Origin of the sequence: Mesorhizobium sp. M0802 (assembly GCF_040320115.1) — a bacterium.
GTDB lineage: Bacteria > Pseudomonadota > Alphaproteobacteria > Rhizobiales > Rhizobiaceae > Mesorhizobium.
The window spans coordinates 32886-49940 of sequence record NZ_JAMYOY010000030.1; the positions used below are offsets into that span (position 1 = coordinate 32886).

The 17055-nt window shown below is 58.3% G+C and carries 18 protein-coding genes and 1 pseudogene; 11 read left to right on the forward strand and 8 right to left on the reverse strand.

The genetic code is table 11. The features are described 5' to 3' along the window. The first annotated feature begins 170 nt into the window (after positions 1-170). A complete protein-coding gene (locus NKI10_RS28790) occupies positions 171-1289 on the forward strand; it encodes a phosphatase PAP2 family protein (RefSeq protein ID WP_352862469.1) in 1119 nt (372 codons plus the stop codon). 172 nt (positions 1290-1461) lie between these two features. Here the strand turns inward: NKI10_RS28790 and NKI10_RS28795 are convergent, their stop codons facing one another. From NKI10_RS28795 to NKI10_RS28820, 6 genes are read right to left on the reverse strand one after another with little or no spacing between them, the layout of a single operon-like run. Next, on the reverse strand, positions 1462-2532 hold the full coding sequence (locus NKI10_RS28795; RefSeq protein ID WP_023707063.1) for a phosphatase PAP2 family protein: 1071 nt from the start codon (positions 2530-2532) through the stop codon (positions 1462-1464). A gap of 25 nt (positions 2533-2557) precedes the next feature. Beyond that, positions 2558-3097 carry a prepilin peptidase gene (locus NKI10_RS28800; RefSeq protein ID WP_023707062.1) on the reverse strand — a complete coding sequence of 180 codons (540 nt, stop codon included), beginning with the start codon at positions 3095-3097 and terminating at the stop codon, positions 2558-2560. A gap of 1 nt (position 3098) precedes the next feature. After that, a complete protein-coding gene (locus NKI10_RS28805) occupies positions 3099-3638 on the reverse strand; it encodes a tetratricopeptide repeat protein (RefSeq protein WP_023707061.1) in 540 nt (179 codons plus the stop codon). Between the two features lie 51 nt (positions 3639-3689). Further along, the gene (locus NKI10_RS28810) at positions 3690-4640 is read right to left on the reverse strand and encodes a type II secretion system F family protein (protein ID WP_023723920.1); all 951 of its coding nucleotides are present in this window, start codon (positions 4638-4640) and stop codon (positions 3690-3692) included. 18 nt (positions 4641-4658) lie between these two features. Beyond that, positions 4659-5630, reverse strand: a complete 972-nt coding sequence (locus tag NKI10_RS28815) for a type II secretion system F family protein (protein ID WP_023707059.1) — start codon at positions 5628-5630, stop codon at positions 4659-4661. After that, complete coding sequence (locus NKI10_RS28820; RefSeq protein ID WP_352862470.1) at positions 5630-7009, reverse strand: TadA family conjugal transfer-associated ATPase; 1380 nt, start codon at positions 7007-7009, stop codon at positions 5630-5632. The genes NKI10_RS28815 and NKI10_RS28820 overlap by 1 nt, the downstream gene beginning before the upstream one ends. Before the next feature lie 540 nt (positions 7010-7549). Here NKI10_RS28820 and NKI10_RS28825 point away from each other — a divergent pair. The 10 genes from NKI10_RS28825 (at position 7550) to NKI10_RS28870 (ending at position 15723) form a co-directional block, all read left to right on the forward strand. After that, a complete protein-coding gene (locus NKI10_RS28825; RefSeq protein ID WP_023707057.1) occupies positions 7550-7762 on the forward strand; it encodes a Flp family type IVb pilin in 213 nt (70 codons plus the stop codon). 96 nt (positions 7763-7858) lie between these two features. Next, entirely contained in the window at positions 7859-8896 is a 1038-nt protein-coding gene (gene cpaB, locus NKI10_RS28830; protein ID WP_023750723.1) for a Flp pilus assembly protein CpaB, read from the forward strand. A 50-nt stretch (positions 8897-8946) separates the two neighbouring features. Then, a complete protein-coding gene (locus tag NKI10_RS28835; RefSeq protein ID WP_352862471.1) occupies positions 8947-10392 on the forward strand; it encodes a type II and III secretion system protein family protein in 1446 nt (481 codons plus the stop codon). Next, entirely contained in the window at positions 10379-10678 is a 300-nt protein-coding gene (locus tag NKI10_RS28840; protein WP_023707053.1) for a hypothetical protein, read from the forward strand. The genes NKI10_RS28835 and NKI10_RS28840 overlap by 14 nt, the downstream gene beginning before the upstream one ends. Positions 10679-10747: 69 nt before the next feature. Next, the gene (locus NKI10_RS28845; protein ID WP_352862472.1) at positions 10748-12265 is read left to right on the forward strand and encodes a TadE/TadG family type IV pilus assembly protein; all 1518 of its coding nucleotides are present in this window, start codon (positions 10748-10750) and stop codon (positions 12263-12265) included. A gap of 7 nt (positions 12266-12272) precedes the next feature. Next, complete coding sequence (locus tag NKI10_RS28850; RefSeq protein WP_352862473.1) at positions 12273-12764, forward strand: TadE/TadG family type IV pilus assembly protein; 492 nt, start codon at positions 12273-12275, stop codon at positions 12762-12764. After that, positions 12758-13393, forward strand: coding sequence for a TadE/TadG family type IV pilus assembly protein (locus tag NKI10_RS28855; RefSeq protein ID WP_352862474.1), 636 nt, complete (start codon positions 12758-12760; stop codon positions 13391-13393). The genes NKI10_RS28850 and NKI10_RS28855 overlap by 7 nt, the downstream gene beginning before the upstream one ends. Further along, positions 13390-14553, forward strand: coding sequence for a CpaE/TadZ family protein (locus NKI10_RS28860; RefSeq protein WP_352862478.1), 1164 nt, complete (start codon positions 13390-13392; stop codon positions 14551-14553). Before NKI10_RS28855 ends, NKI10_RS28860 begins: the two co-directional genes overlap by 4 nt. Positions 14554-14599: 46 nt before the next feature. Continuing rightward, the gene (locus tag NKI10_RS28865; protein WP_502897594.1) at positions 14600-15133 is read left to right on the forward strand and encodes a L,D-transpeptidase; all 534 of its coding nucleotides are present in this window, start codon (positions 14600-14602) and stop codon (positions 15131-15133) included. Next, complete coding sequence (locus NKI10_RS28870) at positions 15130-15723, forward strand: hypothetical protein (protein WP_352862475.1); 594 nt, start codon at positions 15130-15132, stop codon at positions 15721-15723. The genes NKI10_RS28865 and NKI10_RS28870 overlap by 4 nt, the downstream gene beginning before the upstream one ends. A 22-nt stretch (positions 15724-15745) precedes the next feature. Here the strand turns inward: NKI10_RS28870 and NKI10_RS28875 are convergent, their stop codons facing one another. Beyond that, positions 15746-16285 (reverse strand): hypothetical protein, encoded by a 540-nt coding sequence (locus tag NKI10_RS28875; RefSeq protein WP_023707046.1) that lies wholly within the window; start codon positions 16283-16285, stop codon positions 15746-15748. A gap of 135 nt (positions 16286-16420) precedes the next feature. Next, positions 16421-17055, reverse strand: a pseudogene (locus NKI10_RS28880) (DDE-type integrase/transposase/recombinase); the annotation flags it as partial.

Here is a 17055-nt window from a genome sequence, read left to right on the forward strand (position 1 = left end):
AGCAAGCTGAGGATGGTATTTGCAAAGACCTCTAGCCCTCGCTGCTCTAGACGGCCATCGGTCTCTCCTTTCTGGCCATCGTAGTAGTTGCTTCTTAACCAAGTCGAGCGCATCCTCTCTCCCGGCTTGAGGAGCGATTTCCGCGTGGGCTTTTTGAGAATGCTTCTGATTTGCGCGATTGCGAGCGCCGGTGCCGGTGGGTTCGTCACCGTTGTCCAATACTTGATGTTTACCCCACCGGCTCCGGTCGCGGCCGACGCTCCGGTCCTTCTGAAGAAAGACCCGCCAAAGAAGCGAATATGGCGGCGAGCGCTGACCTAACTTCCGCACCGACGATAGGGCTATCGGCAAAACTGGCGATCTTCGGCCTTTGCTACGCCGGCGTCGCGGCTGGCCTTTTCCCTGAAACCTACCTCGCGGCACTGGGAACGCGGCGGCTGCTGATCCTCTATTTCCTGCTGCCCTTCATCATTCTGCTTGGGATCGGCATCGCGGCACCATTCAGAGACCGACGAGCCCCGGCGACTTGGTTCCTCGCAAAGATCAGCTCCCGGTGGCGCGGCGCGACCCTCACCCTTGGTATCTTCATTCTCTGCCTGGCCGCCTTCACCACCTACAAGTATGAACTTGCGCAGATGGTGCCGTTCTTCGCCGATCGGCAGCTTGCCGAAATCGATGCGGCCTTGCATTTCGGGCATGTCTGGAATTGGGCGCGCTCGGTTCCCTTGCCAGGTGTTGTCGATCAAATCCTCTATGTCCTCTATGCCCAATTGTGGTTCGTGGCCGTCGCCTTCGTGGTCGTCTCAGCCGCATGGATGGACGACGCCGCCAAGCGCCAGCGATACTTCTTGTCGCTCTCTGCGACTGCGGTCATCCTCGGCATCTTTGTGCGGATAATAGGATCATCCGCAGGGCCAATTTTCTACGACCGGCTGTTTGACCCGGACCTGTTTGACGATCTCACCGCCTCGCTTCGAAGCAGCAATGCAGGCCCGGCCATCCTGCGCATAAGCGACTATCTCTATTCGTCCTACACCAGCCGCCAGGCCTCGATCGGGACCGGCATATCCGCCATGCCAAGCTTCCATGTCGCCGTGGTTACGCTTAACGCGCTGCTGCTTAGCAGCATCAACTGGACGGCCGGCATCTTCGCCTGGCTTTACGTCGCAGCGATCATGTTCGGCTCGGTCTATTTCGGTTGGCACTATGCCATTGACGGCTATGTCTCGATCATCCTGGTGTGGCTGATCTGGCGTGCCACAGGAAAGCTTACAGGCGCAAAGCAATAACAGATTACATTTCGACGGAGCCACCGTTCGAGCGGCAGGCGCTGTTTCACGCAATACCAAGTCTCAATGTAGCCATGGCGCCCCTCAACACGCTATTGTTGGGCGATTTGTAGGTGAGAAGGTGATCTCATTGGAATAGGAGCTAGCCGTGTACAATCGCGTACAAGCAAGCTCAGTTTATTTCGACCCGACGATCTTTCATACCGATTTGAAGGCCAGGCTGGGCGTTCGACAGTCGTCTTGAAATTGCCCAGATGATTGGCGTCATCAGCATGGAAGCGTATCCATCGACCGCATAGTGCCAGGCCAAGTGCACCGAGCCCAGCTGGATTGCGGCCAGAAACGCAATGCTGGCCCAGCGGAGCAAACGCCCGAAACGCCAGAGATAAATCGCGTTCAGGGTCGCGACAGCCACGTGCAAGGACGGAAAGGCTGAAATGCCGCTGCCCAAGCGTGGACCATCAAACCCGGCATCGACCAGCAGATAATTTTGCGTAGTCAGCGCCGAAACGGGATAGGTCAAATTGGTCGACTGAAGGTAGTCCATCAGGGGAGAAAACGTACCATCGCCGTAAAAGGGCATAAAGAATGCCGGCCCAACTGAAGCGAAGGCTGCCGCCAAAACGTTACCTATCAACACCCAGGTAAGGACAAACGCGACCAGAAACTGGGAACGCAGCCGTCCATTCCTCGCTGAAAAAGCGACGCAAAACAAAACGATGAAAACCTCGGCAAACCAGAGATTGTAAAGAACGTTCAGCGAAAAGGTGACAGGGCCAAAGCCAAGCATAGGATGAAAAAGCCTCCATGCATCGACCCCGCCATGAATTGCCCTGTCGATCGCCACCAGGGACGTGTCGGCGTAGAATGGTTGGATCCTGCTGAGTCCCCCCTTGATGCTGGTGAACATCGAGAAAAAGAGCGGGATGACGAGCGCAACGGGCAGTCCCAATGCAATTCGATCCGGCAGGTTGTTGGCCAGCATGAGATCCTTCATGGCACGTAACGGTTGCTCCGGCCGTTGAATAGTCAACCGAACCAGGACTACAGCGAGAAGGATCAGGGTTACGGCTGCCCCAAAAAATAAGAAATTCTTATTATATATTTTCAAGTTTATGACGATGTTCCAATGCGCCGCAGCAATAAGCGCCAGTAGAATATAGGCGAATACCGTCACGAAAAATGGCTGATTAGCGCGCCACGCCTCCGAAGTGGTACGGATCGCCAGCCGCGCTATCGACATGGAAGAAGATCTCCGGAACCAAGCGCTAGTTAAGCTGCCGCAGTATCCCAGAACTGCCCACCAGCGCCAGAGTGGCATAGATTTGGAACGCTATCGTGCAGATCGCAGCAGCTGAAATCGGCACGCCAAAAGGCACGACGCCCTTGCGGTCCAAGTGCTGTATATAGACCCGAAACGCGCCTGCCGGCAGCATGAAAGGGTTTTTCATGATGGCCACGGTGGCGACGGCGAAAACCAATAGCAGCACCGAGAACAGGGCGAGACCGTTTCCACCGGTCAGAAACGGAACGACCGCCATCAGCTTGACGTCGCCGGCTCCGACCTTGCGCAAAATCCAGAACGGAAAGAGCGCGACGAACAGCACAAATCCGGCGACCGCGCTCAATCCCATATCCCACCACGATCCGCTAGCTATGGAAACAAGCTGAAGCGATCCCAGCCCGAGACACAAGAGCAGCAGCACATCACGGTTGGATATCTTCTGGGCCGAGAAGTCTATCCAGGCGACCCATGCCAGCAGAGGGATCACAAGCGCCTTTATCGACAGCGACGCGCCAAACAACATCCTACCGCTCGATGTTCTGCACGCTGGACGATAGCAGCTTCAGATTGTTGACCACGGTCGGATCATTGGGCGCCAATTCATAGGCCTTGAGGAAATTGCTGCGCGCCTCCTGCAGCTTGCCGCGCAACAGATTGGAATAGCCGACATTGTTGTAATATTCGGGCGTCGCACCCAACAGCTTGAAGGCCCGGCCATAGGCCCGATCGGCAAGGTCGAAGCGATGGATCCGGTCGCAGGAGGCGGCCAGTCCCATCCAGGCGCCGCCATCATTGGGGGCAAGCTGCGTCGCCTTGAAGAACAGTGCGCCGGCATTGCCGTAATTTTCTGCACGAAACTGGTTCTTGGCCTCCGCGACGGCTTGGTCCGAGGCGTAGTATTCAACATCGCCGACCGTCTTCAAGCCGTCGAACGCATCGCCAAAGGACGTTACGTCGCCTTTCGACGGCTCGTTGGTTCGAACGACGCCGTCCGCTCCGTTCGTCTGGCAGCCGGCGAGTGCCGCCATGAACAGGCAGGCCACGACTGCAATTGGCCTATTCATACAATCTCCCCGAGTCCCCCGACCGATATTAGGAACAGAGCATATACGCACCTAGAAGAAAATGCCCTTCATGCGAATGATCACCGGCAGCATGATTACCATCATTACCACCGGAAAGATGCACAGGCCGAGTGGGATCATCATTTTGACAGGCAAGGCGTTGGCGCGCTCTTCCGCCTGCAGAATCCTCTGGCTGCGCATCTCCGCGCTGTAGACACGCAGGGCGTCAGTCAGGCTGGTGCCCAGTTCTTCGGACTGCCGGAACAGCACGGCCAGCGCCCGCGCCTCGTCAAGGCCAATGCGGTCAGCCAGTTCGCGAAGCCCTTCCCGAAGTGGCTTGCCGGCGCGCAGTTGCAGATTCATGATCGTTAGCTGAATTCCCAGCCATTTGTGCGTGGCCGCAAGTTCCTGGCTTACGCGTTCGACCGCGGCCTCGAGGCTCATACCGGCGTCGGCGCAAGTAATCATCATATCCATGAAATCAGGGAAGGCGCGACGATATATCTGTTTCTGTGAATTCTCGAACCGATCCAGCATGATGCTGGGAATGACGATGCAGCCTAACCCAAACAAGGCCGAGCCACCGAAAGTTAGGAATCCTGGCAGTCGTGGAGGCAGCACCCACGACAGCAGGGCATACAAGGCCAGAAAGCCTATACAAACTGCGCCGAGGCGACAAACCGTATAGACGAGAGGCGCACCCGCTCGATAAAATCCAGCGCGGAAGAGTTTCGCCTCCAGAGCATTGGGTTCAGTGCGTTCTTTCTCGATCGACCTGAAGTAAGCGTCGACCGGCTTCTGCGCCGCGATCTTGGCGAGGCGGTCCCGCCCCAGGATCGATCGCGGATCGACCGAGCCTTCGCCCAAAAGGCTGTCCGCGACTAGCTTCCGCGTTTGCAGTGCCGGCAGGAAGACCAGCGCCGCAAACAGGAACAGCGCCACCGCGGACGCGAAGACTGCGATGGATACAAAAAAAGTCAGGTCGTCGGTGTTCGAAAACAGATTTATGACTCGCTCCTGTCAGAAATCGAAATTGACCATTCGATACATGATAAAGTCTCCCAACAGGGCCCAGCTTCCACAGATGACGAATGCAGGCGTAATGAGAGGACTGCTCCAGACTTTGCCGTAGTAGCCGGGCGCGATCAGCCAGAGCGCCCCAAACATGACGAGCGGAAACAAGGAAATGATCCAGGCCGAGGCCCGGCCTTCGGCTGACAAGGCCCTGATCTTCAACCGCAGTTTCTGGCGTTCCCGCAGCACGGTCGAGAGATTTGCCAGGATTTCGGTAAGATTCCCGCCGGTCCTCGCCTGGATAGAAAGGGACACCGATAGCAAATTGAGTCCCTCGAAGCCGACCCGCTCCGTTAATTTCCGCACGGCCTGCTCCATGCTGAGTCCAAAAGTAATCTCGTCGGCGACGATGCCGAATTCCGTGCCAAGCGGGTCAGGTATCTCGCGGGCGACGAGGCCTATCGCAACTGAGGCCGGATGGCCTGCGCGCAATGAACGAACGATCATGTCCAGTGCATCGGGCAATTGCTTAGCGAACTTCTTGATCCGTCTGTTACGTGCCCGGCGCAAAACAAGAACAGGGAAGGCAAAGCCCGCCACGAGAAAGATGATGAAGGCTGCCGGCGCCGATACGTGAAGGAAAAGCCAGAGCAGCAATGCCGACCCCAGGCCGGCCAGAAAAAACGAGGCTGCGAAGGTCATCGGGTTTCCGGTGATGCCGGACTGGGTATAAAGCCTGTTCAGCGAGACAAAGCCGAAGATGAAATCTCCTGAATCAGTCAGGCCGCGTTCTCGCAGCAACCCTTGCAAGGTTTTTTCCGCGGGCGCTTCATCAGCGAGACGACGGAGCCGGTGGTTCACCGCCACGAGTCGGGAGCGGCGACCGGCCAGAGAAAGGTAAAGGGCTTCGCCGGCAAGGATCACCGAGGCTGCCGCAAGCATGTAGATAAAATAAAGCAGCGCCTGTCCACTAAGCATCAGAGGGCGACCTGCGGGTTGAAGGCATCCTTGCCGAAATGGAGCCCCAGCGTTGCAGCCTCTGGCGCGAAGCGCGGGCGGACACCGGTGGCGCGAAAATCCCCGATGATCATTCCATCCGCAGCTACATCGCGCCTCACGAAGTTATAAATTTCCTGCAGTTGGACGACATTGCCTTCCATGCCGGTAATCTCGGAAATCGACGTTACGCGCCTGCCGCCATCGGCGAGCCGCTGCGTCTGCACGATGATGTCGATGGCCGAAGCGATCTGTGCCCGGATGGATTCGTGCGTCATCGGCATGCCGGCCATGCCGACCATCTGCTCCAGACGAGAAATAGCGTCGCGAGGCGTGTTGGCATGGATAGTGGTCATCGACCCCTCATGGCCGGTGTTCATCGCCTGCAGCATGTCAAAGGCCTCCTCGCCGCGAACCTCGCCGACGATGATGCGGTCCGGCCGCATGCGAAGCGCGTTCTTCAGCAATTCGCGCTGACGAACCTCGCCTCTGCCCTCGACATTCGGTGGCCGCGTCTCCAGACGGCCGACATGCGGCTGCTGCAGTTGCAGTTCCGCCGCGTCCTCGATGGTGATCAGGCGCTCTCTGGCCGGGATGTAGCTCGAGAGCGCGTTGAGCAAGGTCGTCTTGCCGCTGCCGGTGCCGCCCGAGACCAGGATTGACTTGCGGGCCTGGACGGCGATCCGCAGCAGCTCGATCATTGGCGGGCGTATCGAATTGAACGCCATCAGGCGCTCAAGCGAATAGGGATTCTTGGAGAATTTTCGGATCGACACCAGCGGACCATCTACAGAAATCGGTCGCACCGCGATGTTGACGCGCGAGCCGTCTGCCAGGCGAGCGTCGACCATCGGCGCCGATTCGTCGACGCGCCGGCCTATAGCCGAGACGATCTTGTTGATCACACGCAACAGATGCGCCTCGTCGCGGAAACGGATTGCCGTCTCTTCGATCACGCCGCGCCGCTCGATGAACACACGGTCGTGCGTGTTGATAAGGATATCGCTGACGGAATCGTCCTTGAGCAGTGGTTCGATCGGTCCGAGACCGAGCATCTCGTCGGCCGTGTCGCTGGTTAGCTGGTCAAGCTCGCGGGCGTTTAGCGGCACGGCACGAGTGCGAACGAACTCGCGAACGATCGGGCGAATCTCGTTGAGGATCTGGTCCTTGGAGGCTGTTTCAAGAGCGGAAAGATTGAACCTGTCAATCAGATGTCGATGCAGCTCGACCTTGAGCGTCAGAAAATCGTCGCCATGCGGTTCGACTTCAGCCGACGGGGCTGGTGCCACGCTTGCTGGCACCGGCGCTAGCTGCTGCAGCGCCTGCGGCTCACTCGGTCCCTTGATAAACCGCCCCAGCATAATGCCTTATACCCCTAGAGCCCATATGAGCCGAAACTAAACGTTAACCAAGCGGCGCACAAGCGCCAGGGCACCTCACGTGAGGCCAATACTTTCAACATAGTTAAGGAGTGCGGCAGAAAAATATCGATTTATTTCCGGCACTCGCGCTGCCAAACACGAGTGACGCACTAAGCTTTCACGTTACCAGCGCCCCTTGGGTGACCTGACACGGGGCATCCTCTTCACAAATGCCACAACGCCTTAGATATAAAGGAATATGCGATCTGGCTAAAGTACGTATGCCTTGATTAGCTCAGAGGGGCAATTGTGAACGAATGGTTAAGAACGCTTGAAAAATTAGACGAATCAAGCTCTTGCTAAAAATTGAGGTCACGCCGAACTCGCAAATTCATGTATTAGAAGGTTAAAGGACCGTTAATCCCGTTTGACTCTCCAATTTCTCGGGACCTAGGATTGAGGTGACGGGGGATGCTTGGGTATGGAGTTCATCCTTGGCTCTGTCTCGTCGGGTTGAAACCTCCAGAGGGAGAAATTGACATGAAAAAGCTCATGACGATGACCCGGCAGTTCCGCGACGACGAAAACGGCGCTGCTATGGTCGAATATTCTATTCTGATTGGCATTATTGCGGTCGCCTCTATCGGCTTCATCATCGGCATCGGCGGGTGGGTTACGGGCCGCTTCACCGGCCTTTGCAACGCCATGGACGCCTCCGGTATCGGATCTTGCGCCAGCGGTGCCGGTTCTTGATCGTTTGATCGGCATCAGGCCCGGGTTGTCCAAACCCGGGCCTGAATTCAGTCGTGGCGGGCGAATTCCCGCTCTATTGGCTGGGGGCTTGGGGTTATGCGCGCCAACACACTTATTATGATAGTCCTCGCCGGCGTCTTCGGGGTGTTGGCGGTCGTGCTGATCAACATCTGGCTCGCTGGCCAGCGTAGTGCTTTGGCTCAATCAAACGGCAAAGGCAATACGATCGTTGTCGCGGCACTGCCGCTGAAGTTCGGCGACACATTGAGCGCCGACAAGTTGCATGAGATCGCTTGGCCCGCGGGCGCAGTCCCGGCTGGAGCGTTCAAGACCACCAAGGAAGCCTTGGCCGGCAGTGGCGCAAGGCAGGCGCTGCAAGCGATCAGCACCAATGAGCCGATCCTCGGCAGCAAGATTACCGGTCCAGGCCAGCGCGCCACGCTTTCGGCGGTGCTGGGTGAAGGCATGAAGGCCGTCTCCATCCGCGTCAACGACGTGCTTGGCGTCGCCGGCTTCGTCTTCCCGGGCGACCGGGTTGATGTGCTGCTGACGCGCTCGGTGCGCGGCGATGACGGTGCGGACAAAAGTTTTGTCGACGTTCTGCTGCAGAGCATGAAAGTGCTCGCCGTCGACCAGGTCGCTGACGTGAGCAAGGACAACCCGACGGTGGTTAAGTCGGTGACGCTTGAAGCCACCACAAAGGACGCGCAGAAACTGACGCTGGCCGCCGGTGCGGGGCAATTGTCTCTTGCACTGCGCCAGGCTGCCGCCAACAAGGGCGAGACAACCGAACGAGTCACGCTTTCCGACCTGAATGGCGAGACGCCGGACGATGTCGCAAAGAGGCAGGCCGAACTGGACAAGCAGGCCGCAGCCGACGCCGCAGCCGCAGCCGAACGCCAGCGCGCAGCTGACAAGATCGCCGGATTGGAAAAGGCCGTGGACAGGGTGGGAAGCCAGCTCGACGAGTTAAGCAAGGTCAAGCCGGTGCCGCCCGTGGTGACGGCACCCGCATCAAAAGAAGTCGTCAAGGAAGTTATCAAGTATTTGGAGCCGGAACCGCCGAAGAATGTTACAGTGGGCGTCTTTCGCGGCGTGAAGCTTGAATCCTATGACGTGCCGCGACAACCATAAAGGGATGCGGCGAAGCGGGGCTGCCGGCGGCAGCAGTTTGGGAGATGGGGATGCAGGGGTTTTGGATGAGGGTAGCGGCGGCCGCACTGTCCTGTTTGGCTGCGCTGCTGACGTCTAGCCTTGGGACGGAGGCAGCCGACCGTTTCATCGACGTATCGAACCCGAGCGTCCATCGCATCTTTCTGCCCATGTCACAGTCGGTGACGCTACAGGTGAGCGCCAATCTCGGCGATATCGTTGTCGGCGACGAGAAGATCGCCGATGCCCAGCCGATGACCGACCGAACGCTTTATGTCATCGGCAAGAGCGCCGGCACCACCACGGTCAATCTGTTCTCCCCGGAAAAGCGCTCGCTCGGCGTCATCCAGATCGAAGTCGGCGTCGACGTCAGCGATATGGCGCAGGCGATCCGCCAGGTGGCACCCAGGGCGCGCATCGAGATCGGTTCGATCAATGGCAAGGTCAGGCTCGGCGGCCACGTCAAGGATGGCGCGACGCTGGCATCGATCCTCGAGGTGGCGCAACAATATGGCCCCGACGCAATCATCAACTCCGTGATCGTCGATGACAGCCAGCAGGTCAATTTGGCTGTGCGCATATTGGAGGCGAAGCGCAATGTGGGCCGGGATCTTGGCGTGTCCATCAAGAGCACCAACGGCAGCGGCGCTACCAAAGTTGGAACCGGCGACGCCACTGTCGACGCGGATGGAACAGTGTTGGGGGCAGGCGACCTGGTCAGTGGGCTGCTGTCGAGATCAAATCCCTTCGCGGCACTGATCACCCGCGTTATCGACAGCAACATCAAAGTCGACCTCATTATCGAGGCGCTTGAGGCCAAGGGTGTGGTGCGCACGCTCGCCGAACCCAACCTGACCACGCTTTCTGGTGAAACCGCCAGCTTCAACGCCGGCGGCGAAATCCCCATCCGCAGCATAGACTCCAACGGCCAGGTCGTGATCGAATTCAAGCAATTCGGCGTCAATCTGCTGTTCACGCCTGTCGTGCTGGACGACGGCAAGATCCATATGAAACTGGCGCCGGAAGTGAGTGACCTCACCAGCTTCACCACCGCCGGCGACCCGATCTTCACCAACCGCAAACTGCAGACCGTGGTTGAACTGCGCGACGGCCAGAGTTTCGCGGTCGGGGGCTTGTTGTCGAGCAAGACCACCAAGCTCCAGAATCAGGTGCCATGGCTCGGCCAGGTTCCGATTATCGGGACGCTGTTTCGAAATTCGAGCAGCCAGAAGGAAGAGACCGAACTGGTCGTCATCGTCACGCCGCACGTCGTGCGGCCGGTGAAGCCCGGCGAACAGCTGGCGACGCCCTTCGATAAGACACGGCCGGCCAACGATCCGGAATTCTTCGTGCTCGGTCAGCTCGAGGTGAACAAGGACATGATCCGAAAATATGAAACGGGAGACGGTGTGACTGGGCCCTATGGCCACATGCTGGACTTCAAATCGAAGGACAAGATGCTCTATGTCAAGAAATAGCGCCTCGATCCTCATTCTGTGCGCCGGTGCACTATCGGGCTGCGCCGCCGACTATCTGAACCACTACGACACGGTGACGCTCGCCGCCGGCGACACGCAGAAATTCAATTCGCTGCTGCAGACGGTCGATCCGTTCAATCCGAACTCGAAGAACACACATATCGAAGGCGACGGCACGCGGGCTGCGCTTGTTGCCCAGAGCTACAAATTTCCACCGCCACCGCCGCCACCGCCGGCGATGACGGTCAATGTCGGCGGGTCGGGTGTGACCAACGGAGCGAATTGAACAGAAGGATGCGGTTGCGTTGCGCTGGGTGAGCGAGGGCCCTGGTGCAAGGAAGCAGAGAGTAAGGTCATGTTGGGGACCATTAGGGCGTTCTGGAATGATCAACGCGGCATAGCGATGATCCTCGTCGCAATCATGCTGCCTGTGCTGGTTGGCTTCGCATTGTTGGCCATCGACATGAGTCGGGCCTACGGACTGCACAATGATCTTCAGAAGGGTGTCGATGCGCTTGCGCTTGCGACAGCCGCGGAACTGGATGGCAGATCGGATTCGATCACCCGAGCCAACCTAGCGAAGACGACCCTTCTGACCGAGCAGAAGACTAAGTTTTCGACCGCAGGCGATCATACGCTCGCCCTGTCTGATGTAACGGTAACCTACTTGACCGGCATTCCCGCCAGCGACGACACGAGGTTGAGCGCTGCCGGCGTCGACTCGAACGGCGTCAACTGGGCAAGCACCGATCCTAAAGTGGTGTCATTCTCGCTGGTGACGGTGAATGCTTCCGGCCTGACTGATGGTGCGGGTGCCTTTGCAACGATCTTTCCTGCAAGCTTTATCGGCAGCAACGATACTATGGACATCCGGCCGCAGGCCGTGGCCGGGTTCGTCCAGTCGATCTGCGAAACCGTGCCGGTCTTCATGTGCAATCCGTTCGAGACGTCCGACACCTCGACCAGCAAGACCATCCAGCAGGCCTTTGCATCGGGGGAAACCTACAGCCGCGAGTTCCGTATCCTTAAAGTCGACAGCAATCCCGGGCCAGGCAACTTCGGGCTGATTGACAACAGCCTGAGCTCATTGCGCGATGCCATTGCCATGGGTACCTCCGGCACCTGCTACAATCGCAACGCGCTGACCACAAAAACCGGCGTCACCTTGGGTCAGGTCAACACGGGGTTGAACACCAGATTCGATCTCTATAGCGGCTCACTGAACAAGAACAACAAGGATTGGAACTACCGGCCCGCCAGCAATGTTCGCAAGGGCCAGAAGACAGGTTGCAGCAAATATGACCCGGTCACCGATGGAACGGCGCTGCCGCTCCCTCCCGGCAACAACTACGTCGACACGAAGGGAATGTCCGACAAGATCGCCAATACAACCTTTTGGTCCACATACTGGACCGTCAATCACGGCGGGACATATCCCAGCGTCCCCAGTGCTACCAACCCGACCGGTAGCAAAACCGCGCCGGCTTCCCGATACGACGTCTACAATTATGAGATTTCGCACGGGCTCGTCGGGGACAAGTCCAAGGCGCCGACAAAGGAGACCGGCGTCCCAGCCTGTTTCAAAGGCACGACCCCGACTGCGGATCCCGATCGGCGGCGGCTCAACATGGCGATCGTCAACTGCATCGCCAACAAAGCCAAGATCAATGGTCATATCCAGCTCAAGCCTGATGGCTATGCCAGTGTGTTCGTCAACGCGCCGGTACAAAAGCAGGACAACACCAAGGACCCCGAGGACCCCTCAGCCGGTGAGAAGCCTATCAGCCTTGAGATCGTCGACGTCGATGGCGGCTTTGCCAACAACACTCTGGTCGACAAAGCATTCCGCAACGAAGCCCAGCTGTACCGGTAGAGCCGACATGACCAAGCTTGGCCACATCATCAGGCGGTTCCAGGGCGACGAAAGGGGCGCCGCCTTGGTGGAAGTCGCGATCACCGTCCCGTTCGTATTGCTGCTATCGGCCGGTGTGTTTGAATTCTCCAATATTCTGAACACGCGCCTGCTCCTTGCAGCAGGCGTCGAGGATGCAGCCCGCTACATGGCGCGATGCAGTAGCGACTGGGACACTTGCAAGGGGTGGGCGCAAAACCTAGCTGCCAAAGGGGCAGTCGTTGGCGGCAGTGACAGAGTGTCTGGATGGCTTCCTGCGACAGTTAACATTACCCCTACGTCTACGCCTGCGACCGATGTATCCACAGGCGCCCAGCTTTATCTCAGCAACACGAGCATGGTCGTCGTCGTAAACGTCAGTACATCCTATGCTTACCCGGACGTTGGATTCTTGTCGTATCTTGGCTTTGGTGCCCTTACCCTCAGTGTCTCCCATCAAGAACGAGTCGTCGGATGGTGATGGGAAACCAAAGGTTTTGCGCGGAGCAGTCGGGCACCGCGATGGTCGAAATGGCCATCGCTCTGCCATTGCTATTGACGCTTCTGCTGGGCTTCGTCGATTTCGGCTACGCCTTTTACCAATGGAACGCGGGAAACAAAGCTGTGCAAGCCGGCGCAAGACTGGCGCAAATTTCTGGTCCTGTAGCACTCGGCCTTCCATCTGAAACGATAACGCAGGCCGATGTGACCAAAGTCGGCACCGCAGTGCCGGCCGGCACATACGATTATGTCTGCACTGCAAGCACGGCAGGTGTCGCCTGCTGCAGTATCGGAGGAGGCTTGTGCCTACCCGCGAATGCGAGCCAGGCCTCGTTCGACGCGATTTATGACGGCACGGCCAACCGTGCCGGAATGGAAGACTACCTGCCGATGCTTGAGAAATCGGAGGTGCGGATCGAATACGCCGCCTCCGGCCTCGGCTACTGGACGCGCCCCAGTGGCCCGGTCCCGACCATCACGGTCAGCATCACCAATCATCCCTTTCAGTTTTTCTTCCTGGCCGGGCTGCTCGGATTCGGAAACATCACCATGCCCTCCATGCTGAGCACGGTTACGGGCGAAGACATGAAGAGCACGTGGACACCATGAATGCCATCAACACCAAGGTTACACCGACCAAGCGAAAGCAGGTGGCGCTGTTCTCGTCGGATGCGAATTTCAAGCGCGATGTGGCGACGCGCCTCGATGCGCTGGCGATCTACGACGTCAGGGTTTCCGAGACCGGCGACTTCCTCAAGGGGCCGCCCGCCGACACGCGCCCCGGCATCGTCATCCTCGACCTCGGCAATGGCGAGTTGCTCGGCAAGCCGGGCATCGTCGCGGCGCGCGCCCTTTGGGCGACCGTGCCGCTGATCGCGGTATCCGACGAGCTATCGTCGGAGCAGACGCGCGTGCTGGTGCGCATGAACGCTTCGGACTGGCTGCACAAGCCGCTCGACGGCAAGGAACTGCTCAACGCGGTGACTTTCCACGACACCGGCAACCAGGGAACGAAAAGCCGGATCATCACCTTCATCAGCGCTAGCGGCGGCGCCGGCGCGACCACGCTCGCTTTGTCGGCGGCCGAATTCCTGGCGTCGAAATCGAAGGAACGCGGGGCTTCCACCTGCCTGGTCGACCTCGATTTCCAGAGCGCCAATTGCGGCGCCTATCTCAACCAGTTCAACCAGTTCGACCTTGGCGGCATTATCGGCCAGCCGGAGAGGCTCGATGTCGAACTGATGGACGTCATCAAGCTCTCGCGCCCGTCCGGGCTGACGCTCTATTCCTTCGAGAGGCCACGATTGCCTTTCGAACCGCAGGGCAGTGACTTTGTCTTCCGGCTGCTGGACCTAGTCGCCTACCGGTTCGACGACATCGTCATCGATCTGCCGAACATCGAGACGCCTTGGCACAATTCGGTGCTGTCGACGAGCGACGAGATCTTCATCGTCTTCGAACTGAACGTCGCCTCGCTGCGACAAGGCAAGCGGCTCTACAAGAAGATCCGCGAGTTGCGTGGCAATGCTGTCAGCATCACGCTGGTCGCCAACAAGCACAAGCGCAAATGGTTCGGCAACCACTTTTCGCGCAGCGAACTCGAAAAGATCTTCAAGGCGCCGCACATCAAGTCGGTCGCGCTGGACAATGCGCTTCTCACCGATGCGTTGAACCGTGCTATCCTGCCTGCCGAGGTGGATGGACGTGCGCGCTTCAACAAGGACCTCAAGCGGATGTTCAAAGAGCGGCTCGATGACGCTGCCAAATAGGGGGCGGCCAAGTAGGTATCGAATTGGCCCGGGATTGGCCTGCGTCATGAGCATTGCGCTGATGATGCTGGTGGATTTCGCCAGCGCACGATCGGCACTTTCGGATCGGCCGCCGCTGCCGGCAATGGGACCCAGCCTGCGCAAAACTGTTGCCTTCGAGACGACAGAACAGCCCGGAACGATCGTTATCCGCAAGGGCGAGAAAGCGCTTTATCTGGTGACCCGACAAGGCCAGGCGCTTCGCTATCAGATCAGCGTCGGACGCGACGGATTTGGCTGGACCGGGGTCGTCAAGGTGGGGGCGAAGACCGAATGGCCGGAATGGCGCCCACCCCGCGAAATGCGCGCCCGCCAGCCGGACCTGCCGCAAATGGTGCCTGCCGGTCCCTACAACCCACTCGGCGCCAGGGCGCTCTATCTCTCTCGGGACGGGCGTGACACGCTCTATCGGATACACGGAACCAACGATCCCAAGGGTGTTGGCTTCGACGGAACATCGGGGTGTTTTCGCCTTACCAACACCGATGTGATCGATCTCTTCAAGCGCGTCGCGATCGGCGCAAAGGTGGTGGTTCAATGACGATGATCAGCGAACCGGACATGCCGGCAATCGAGATTGGGACAGCAACCCGCATTGGAGAGCAAGCTGCCGTTGTGAAACCGAGCGACAAAAGCATTATCGGCGCGGTCATGATCGGCACGTCCCTGCTCACTTTGGTGAATATGGTAGCCGCAGTTTATCTCTACCGCGGTATCAGCGATATGCGGTTTTTGGAAGGGCGGCTGGAGGAACTCGGGACGTTCGAACAACGAATCGGCGGCCGGTTGGACACGGTCAACAACGGTTTTCAGAGCCGATTTGAAAAAATGGACAGTCAGCTGCAGAGCAGCTTTGGTGAAATCAACCGGAGCATAGCCCGGCTGGAACAGAACCAGCCTATTGTCCGTGACGAAATCACGTCGAGCGCAGCGGAACCTTCCGTCGACACGACCAGCAGCATGGCGGAGGCGCCTGCTGTTCTCGATGGTGAAGACGCGACCGAGCCCAGCGTCATCGATACACCGCGTCCGCCCAAAAGGAGGATTGCAGCTGCTTCGCCTGCCCCAAGCCCCGACTACCAGCGCATAGAGCAGGCCGACGGCAAGGTTTACTACCGGAAGATCAACTAACGCTAGAAAAATTGGGGCTGCCTTAAAGATCTCGCTGCAGAGCAACAAGCCTCGCGGCCAGCGCTCCGGATTGCTCTCGAGCTTCGCTGAGAAAGGCAACATGACAGTAGGCGCATGCTGTCAGACCCAGAACCAGCACAAGGCTGTTCTTCAAGGTGAAATCGACTATCAGCGAGAAGGGAAGCCCCCCGGGCACGGCGAATGAAGCGATCGTGCTCGCTGTTTCGGAATGGCTGGTGACGGCGATCATCAACCCGGCGAAAAGCAGGGCGACGTGATTGGCAAGAAAGAAGAAGGCAGCCGACTTTCTTGTGCGGCACGCCGTCCAGCAAACGATCGACGCGGCAGCCACGATGGAGGCATCAACGACCATCGACCCTCCCAGACAGACATCGACCTGTTGCCAAAACATCGTCGATAGCGGCCTTAGTTCAAGCCAAACCCGCCACATTGTGGGACTGGCCGGATATGCTCCCAGCAAGAAAGTCGCCATGCGCTCCCCTGCAAGGATCAGCAGGATCAGAGCTGGGAAGGCAAAGAGCATTATCGAGTTGCGCTTCATGTCACCCTCAACAATCTTGCCTTCAAGATAGATTGCAGAGATTACGCGAGGCTTAACGGAGCGGTGGTGATTCTGTGGTGGCGCGGCCAGTGGGGCATGGCAGCCTGCAAGAGCCATTCGCGTATGGCGCAGCTGCTAGGTGTTTAGTCCCAAGGTTTGATGGGTTGGATCGAGCCTGAATCGTTCGGGCTCTTTTGTCCAGATTTTGCAGATGTATTCAAAGGGCGTGAGGCCCTTGAGGGTCTTCAGTCGACGGCCGAAATTTTAGGCTAAGACGAAATCGGCGAGATGCTGGCGCAGTTGTTCATGGCTCTCGTAGTAGAAGCGTTTGACGGTCGCATCCTTGATCGTGCGGTTCATGCGTTCGACCTGGCCGTTGGTCCATGGGTGCCTTGGCTTTGTCGTTCGGTGGTCGATATCGGCCTTGGCGCAAGTATGTTCGAAGGCGTGCGCCCATATGATTTCTCCCGCCGCCATGGCTTCCTTGATCAGCGGAACGGCCGAGCCGCCGGCACCTGGGGTCGTGAATTGAATGCCGTTGTCGGTAAGCACTGTGTGGATCTTGTAAGGGACAGCATCAAGAAGATGGCGCAGGAAATCGGCGGAGACCGCTGTCGTTGCCTTCTCGTGCAGCTCGACGAAAGCGAACTTCGAGGTCCGATCTATGGCCACGAACATATGCAGCTTGCCCTGCTCGGTTCGGACCTCGGCGACGTCGATATGGAAGTAGCCGATTGGATAGGCCTTGAACTTCTTCCTTGCCGGCTTGT

Coding starts and splice junctions, on each gene's coding strand:
- NKI10_RS28860 (WP_352862478.1), top strand. CDS start 13,390: ATGAATGCCATCAACACCAAGGTTACACCGACCAAGCGAAAGCAGGTG.
- NKI10_RS28800 (WP_023707062.1), bottom strand. CDS start 3,097: ATGTTGTTTGGCGCGTCGCTGTCGATAAAGGCGCTTGTGATCCCTCTG.
- NKI10_RS28850 (WP_352862473.1), top strand. CDS start 12,273: ATGACCAAGCTTGGCCACATCATCAGGCGGTTCCAGGGCGACGAAAGG.
- cpaB (WP_023750723.1), top strand. CDS start 7,859: ATGCGCGCCAACACACTTATTATGATAGTCCTCGCCGGCGTCTTCGGG.
- NKI10_RS28825 (WP_023707057.1), top strand. CDS start 7,550: ATGAAAAAGCTCATGACGATGACCCGGCAGTTCCGCGACGACGAAAAC.
- NKI10_RS28865 (WP_502897594.1), top strand. CDS start 14,600: ATGAGCATTGCGCTGATGATGCTGGTGGATTTCGCCAGCGCACGATCG.
- NKI10_RS28875 (WP_023707046.1), bottom strand. CDS start 16,285: ATGAAGCGCAACTCGATAATGCTCTTTGCCTTCCCAGCTCTGATCCTG.
- NKI10_RS28855 (WP_352862474.1), top strand. CDS start 12,758: ATGGTGATGGGAAACCAAAGGTTTTGCGCGGAGCAGTCGGGCACCGCG.
- NKI10_RS28805 (WP_023707061.1), bottom strand. CDS start 3,638: ATGAATAGGCCAATTGCAGTCGTGGCCTGCCTGTTCATGGCGGCACTC.
- NKI10_RS28840 (WP_023707053.1), top strand. CDS start 10,379: ATGTCAAGAAATAGCGCCTCGATCCTCATTCTGTGCGCCGGTGCACTA.
- NKI10_RS28835 (WP_352862471.1), top strand. CDS start 8,947: ATGCAGGGGTTTTGGATGAGGGTAGCGGCGGCCGCACTGTCCTGTTTG.
- NKI10_RS28845 (WP_352862472.1), top strand. CDS start 10,748: ATGTTGGGGACCATTAGGGCGTTCTGGAATGATCAACGCGGCATAGCG.
- NKI10_RS28795 (WP_023707063.1), bottom strand. CDS start 2,532: ATGTCGATAGCGCGGCTGGCGATCCGTACCACTTCGGAGGCGTGGCGC.
- NKI10_RS28815 (WP_023707059.1), bottom strand. CDS start 5,630: ATGCTTAGTGGACAGGCGCTGCTTTATTTTATCTACATGCTTGCGGCA.
- NKI10_RS28820 (WP_352862470.1), bottom strand. CDS start 7,009: ATGCTGGGGCGGTTTATCAAGGGACCGAGTGAGCCGCAGGCGCTGCAG.
- NKI10_RS28870 (WP_352862475.1), top strand. CDS start 15,130: ATGACGATGATCAGCGAACCGGACATGCCGGCAATCGAGATTGGGACA.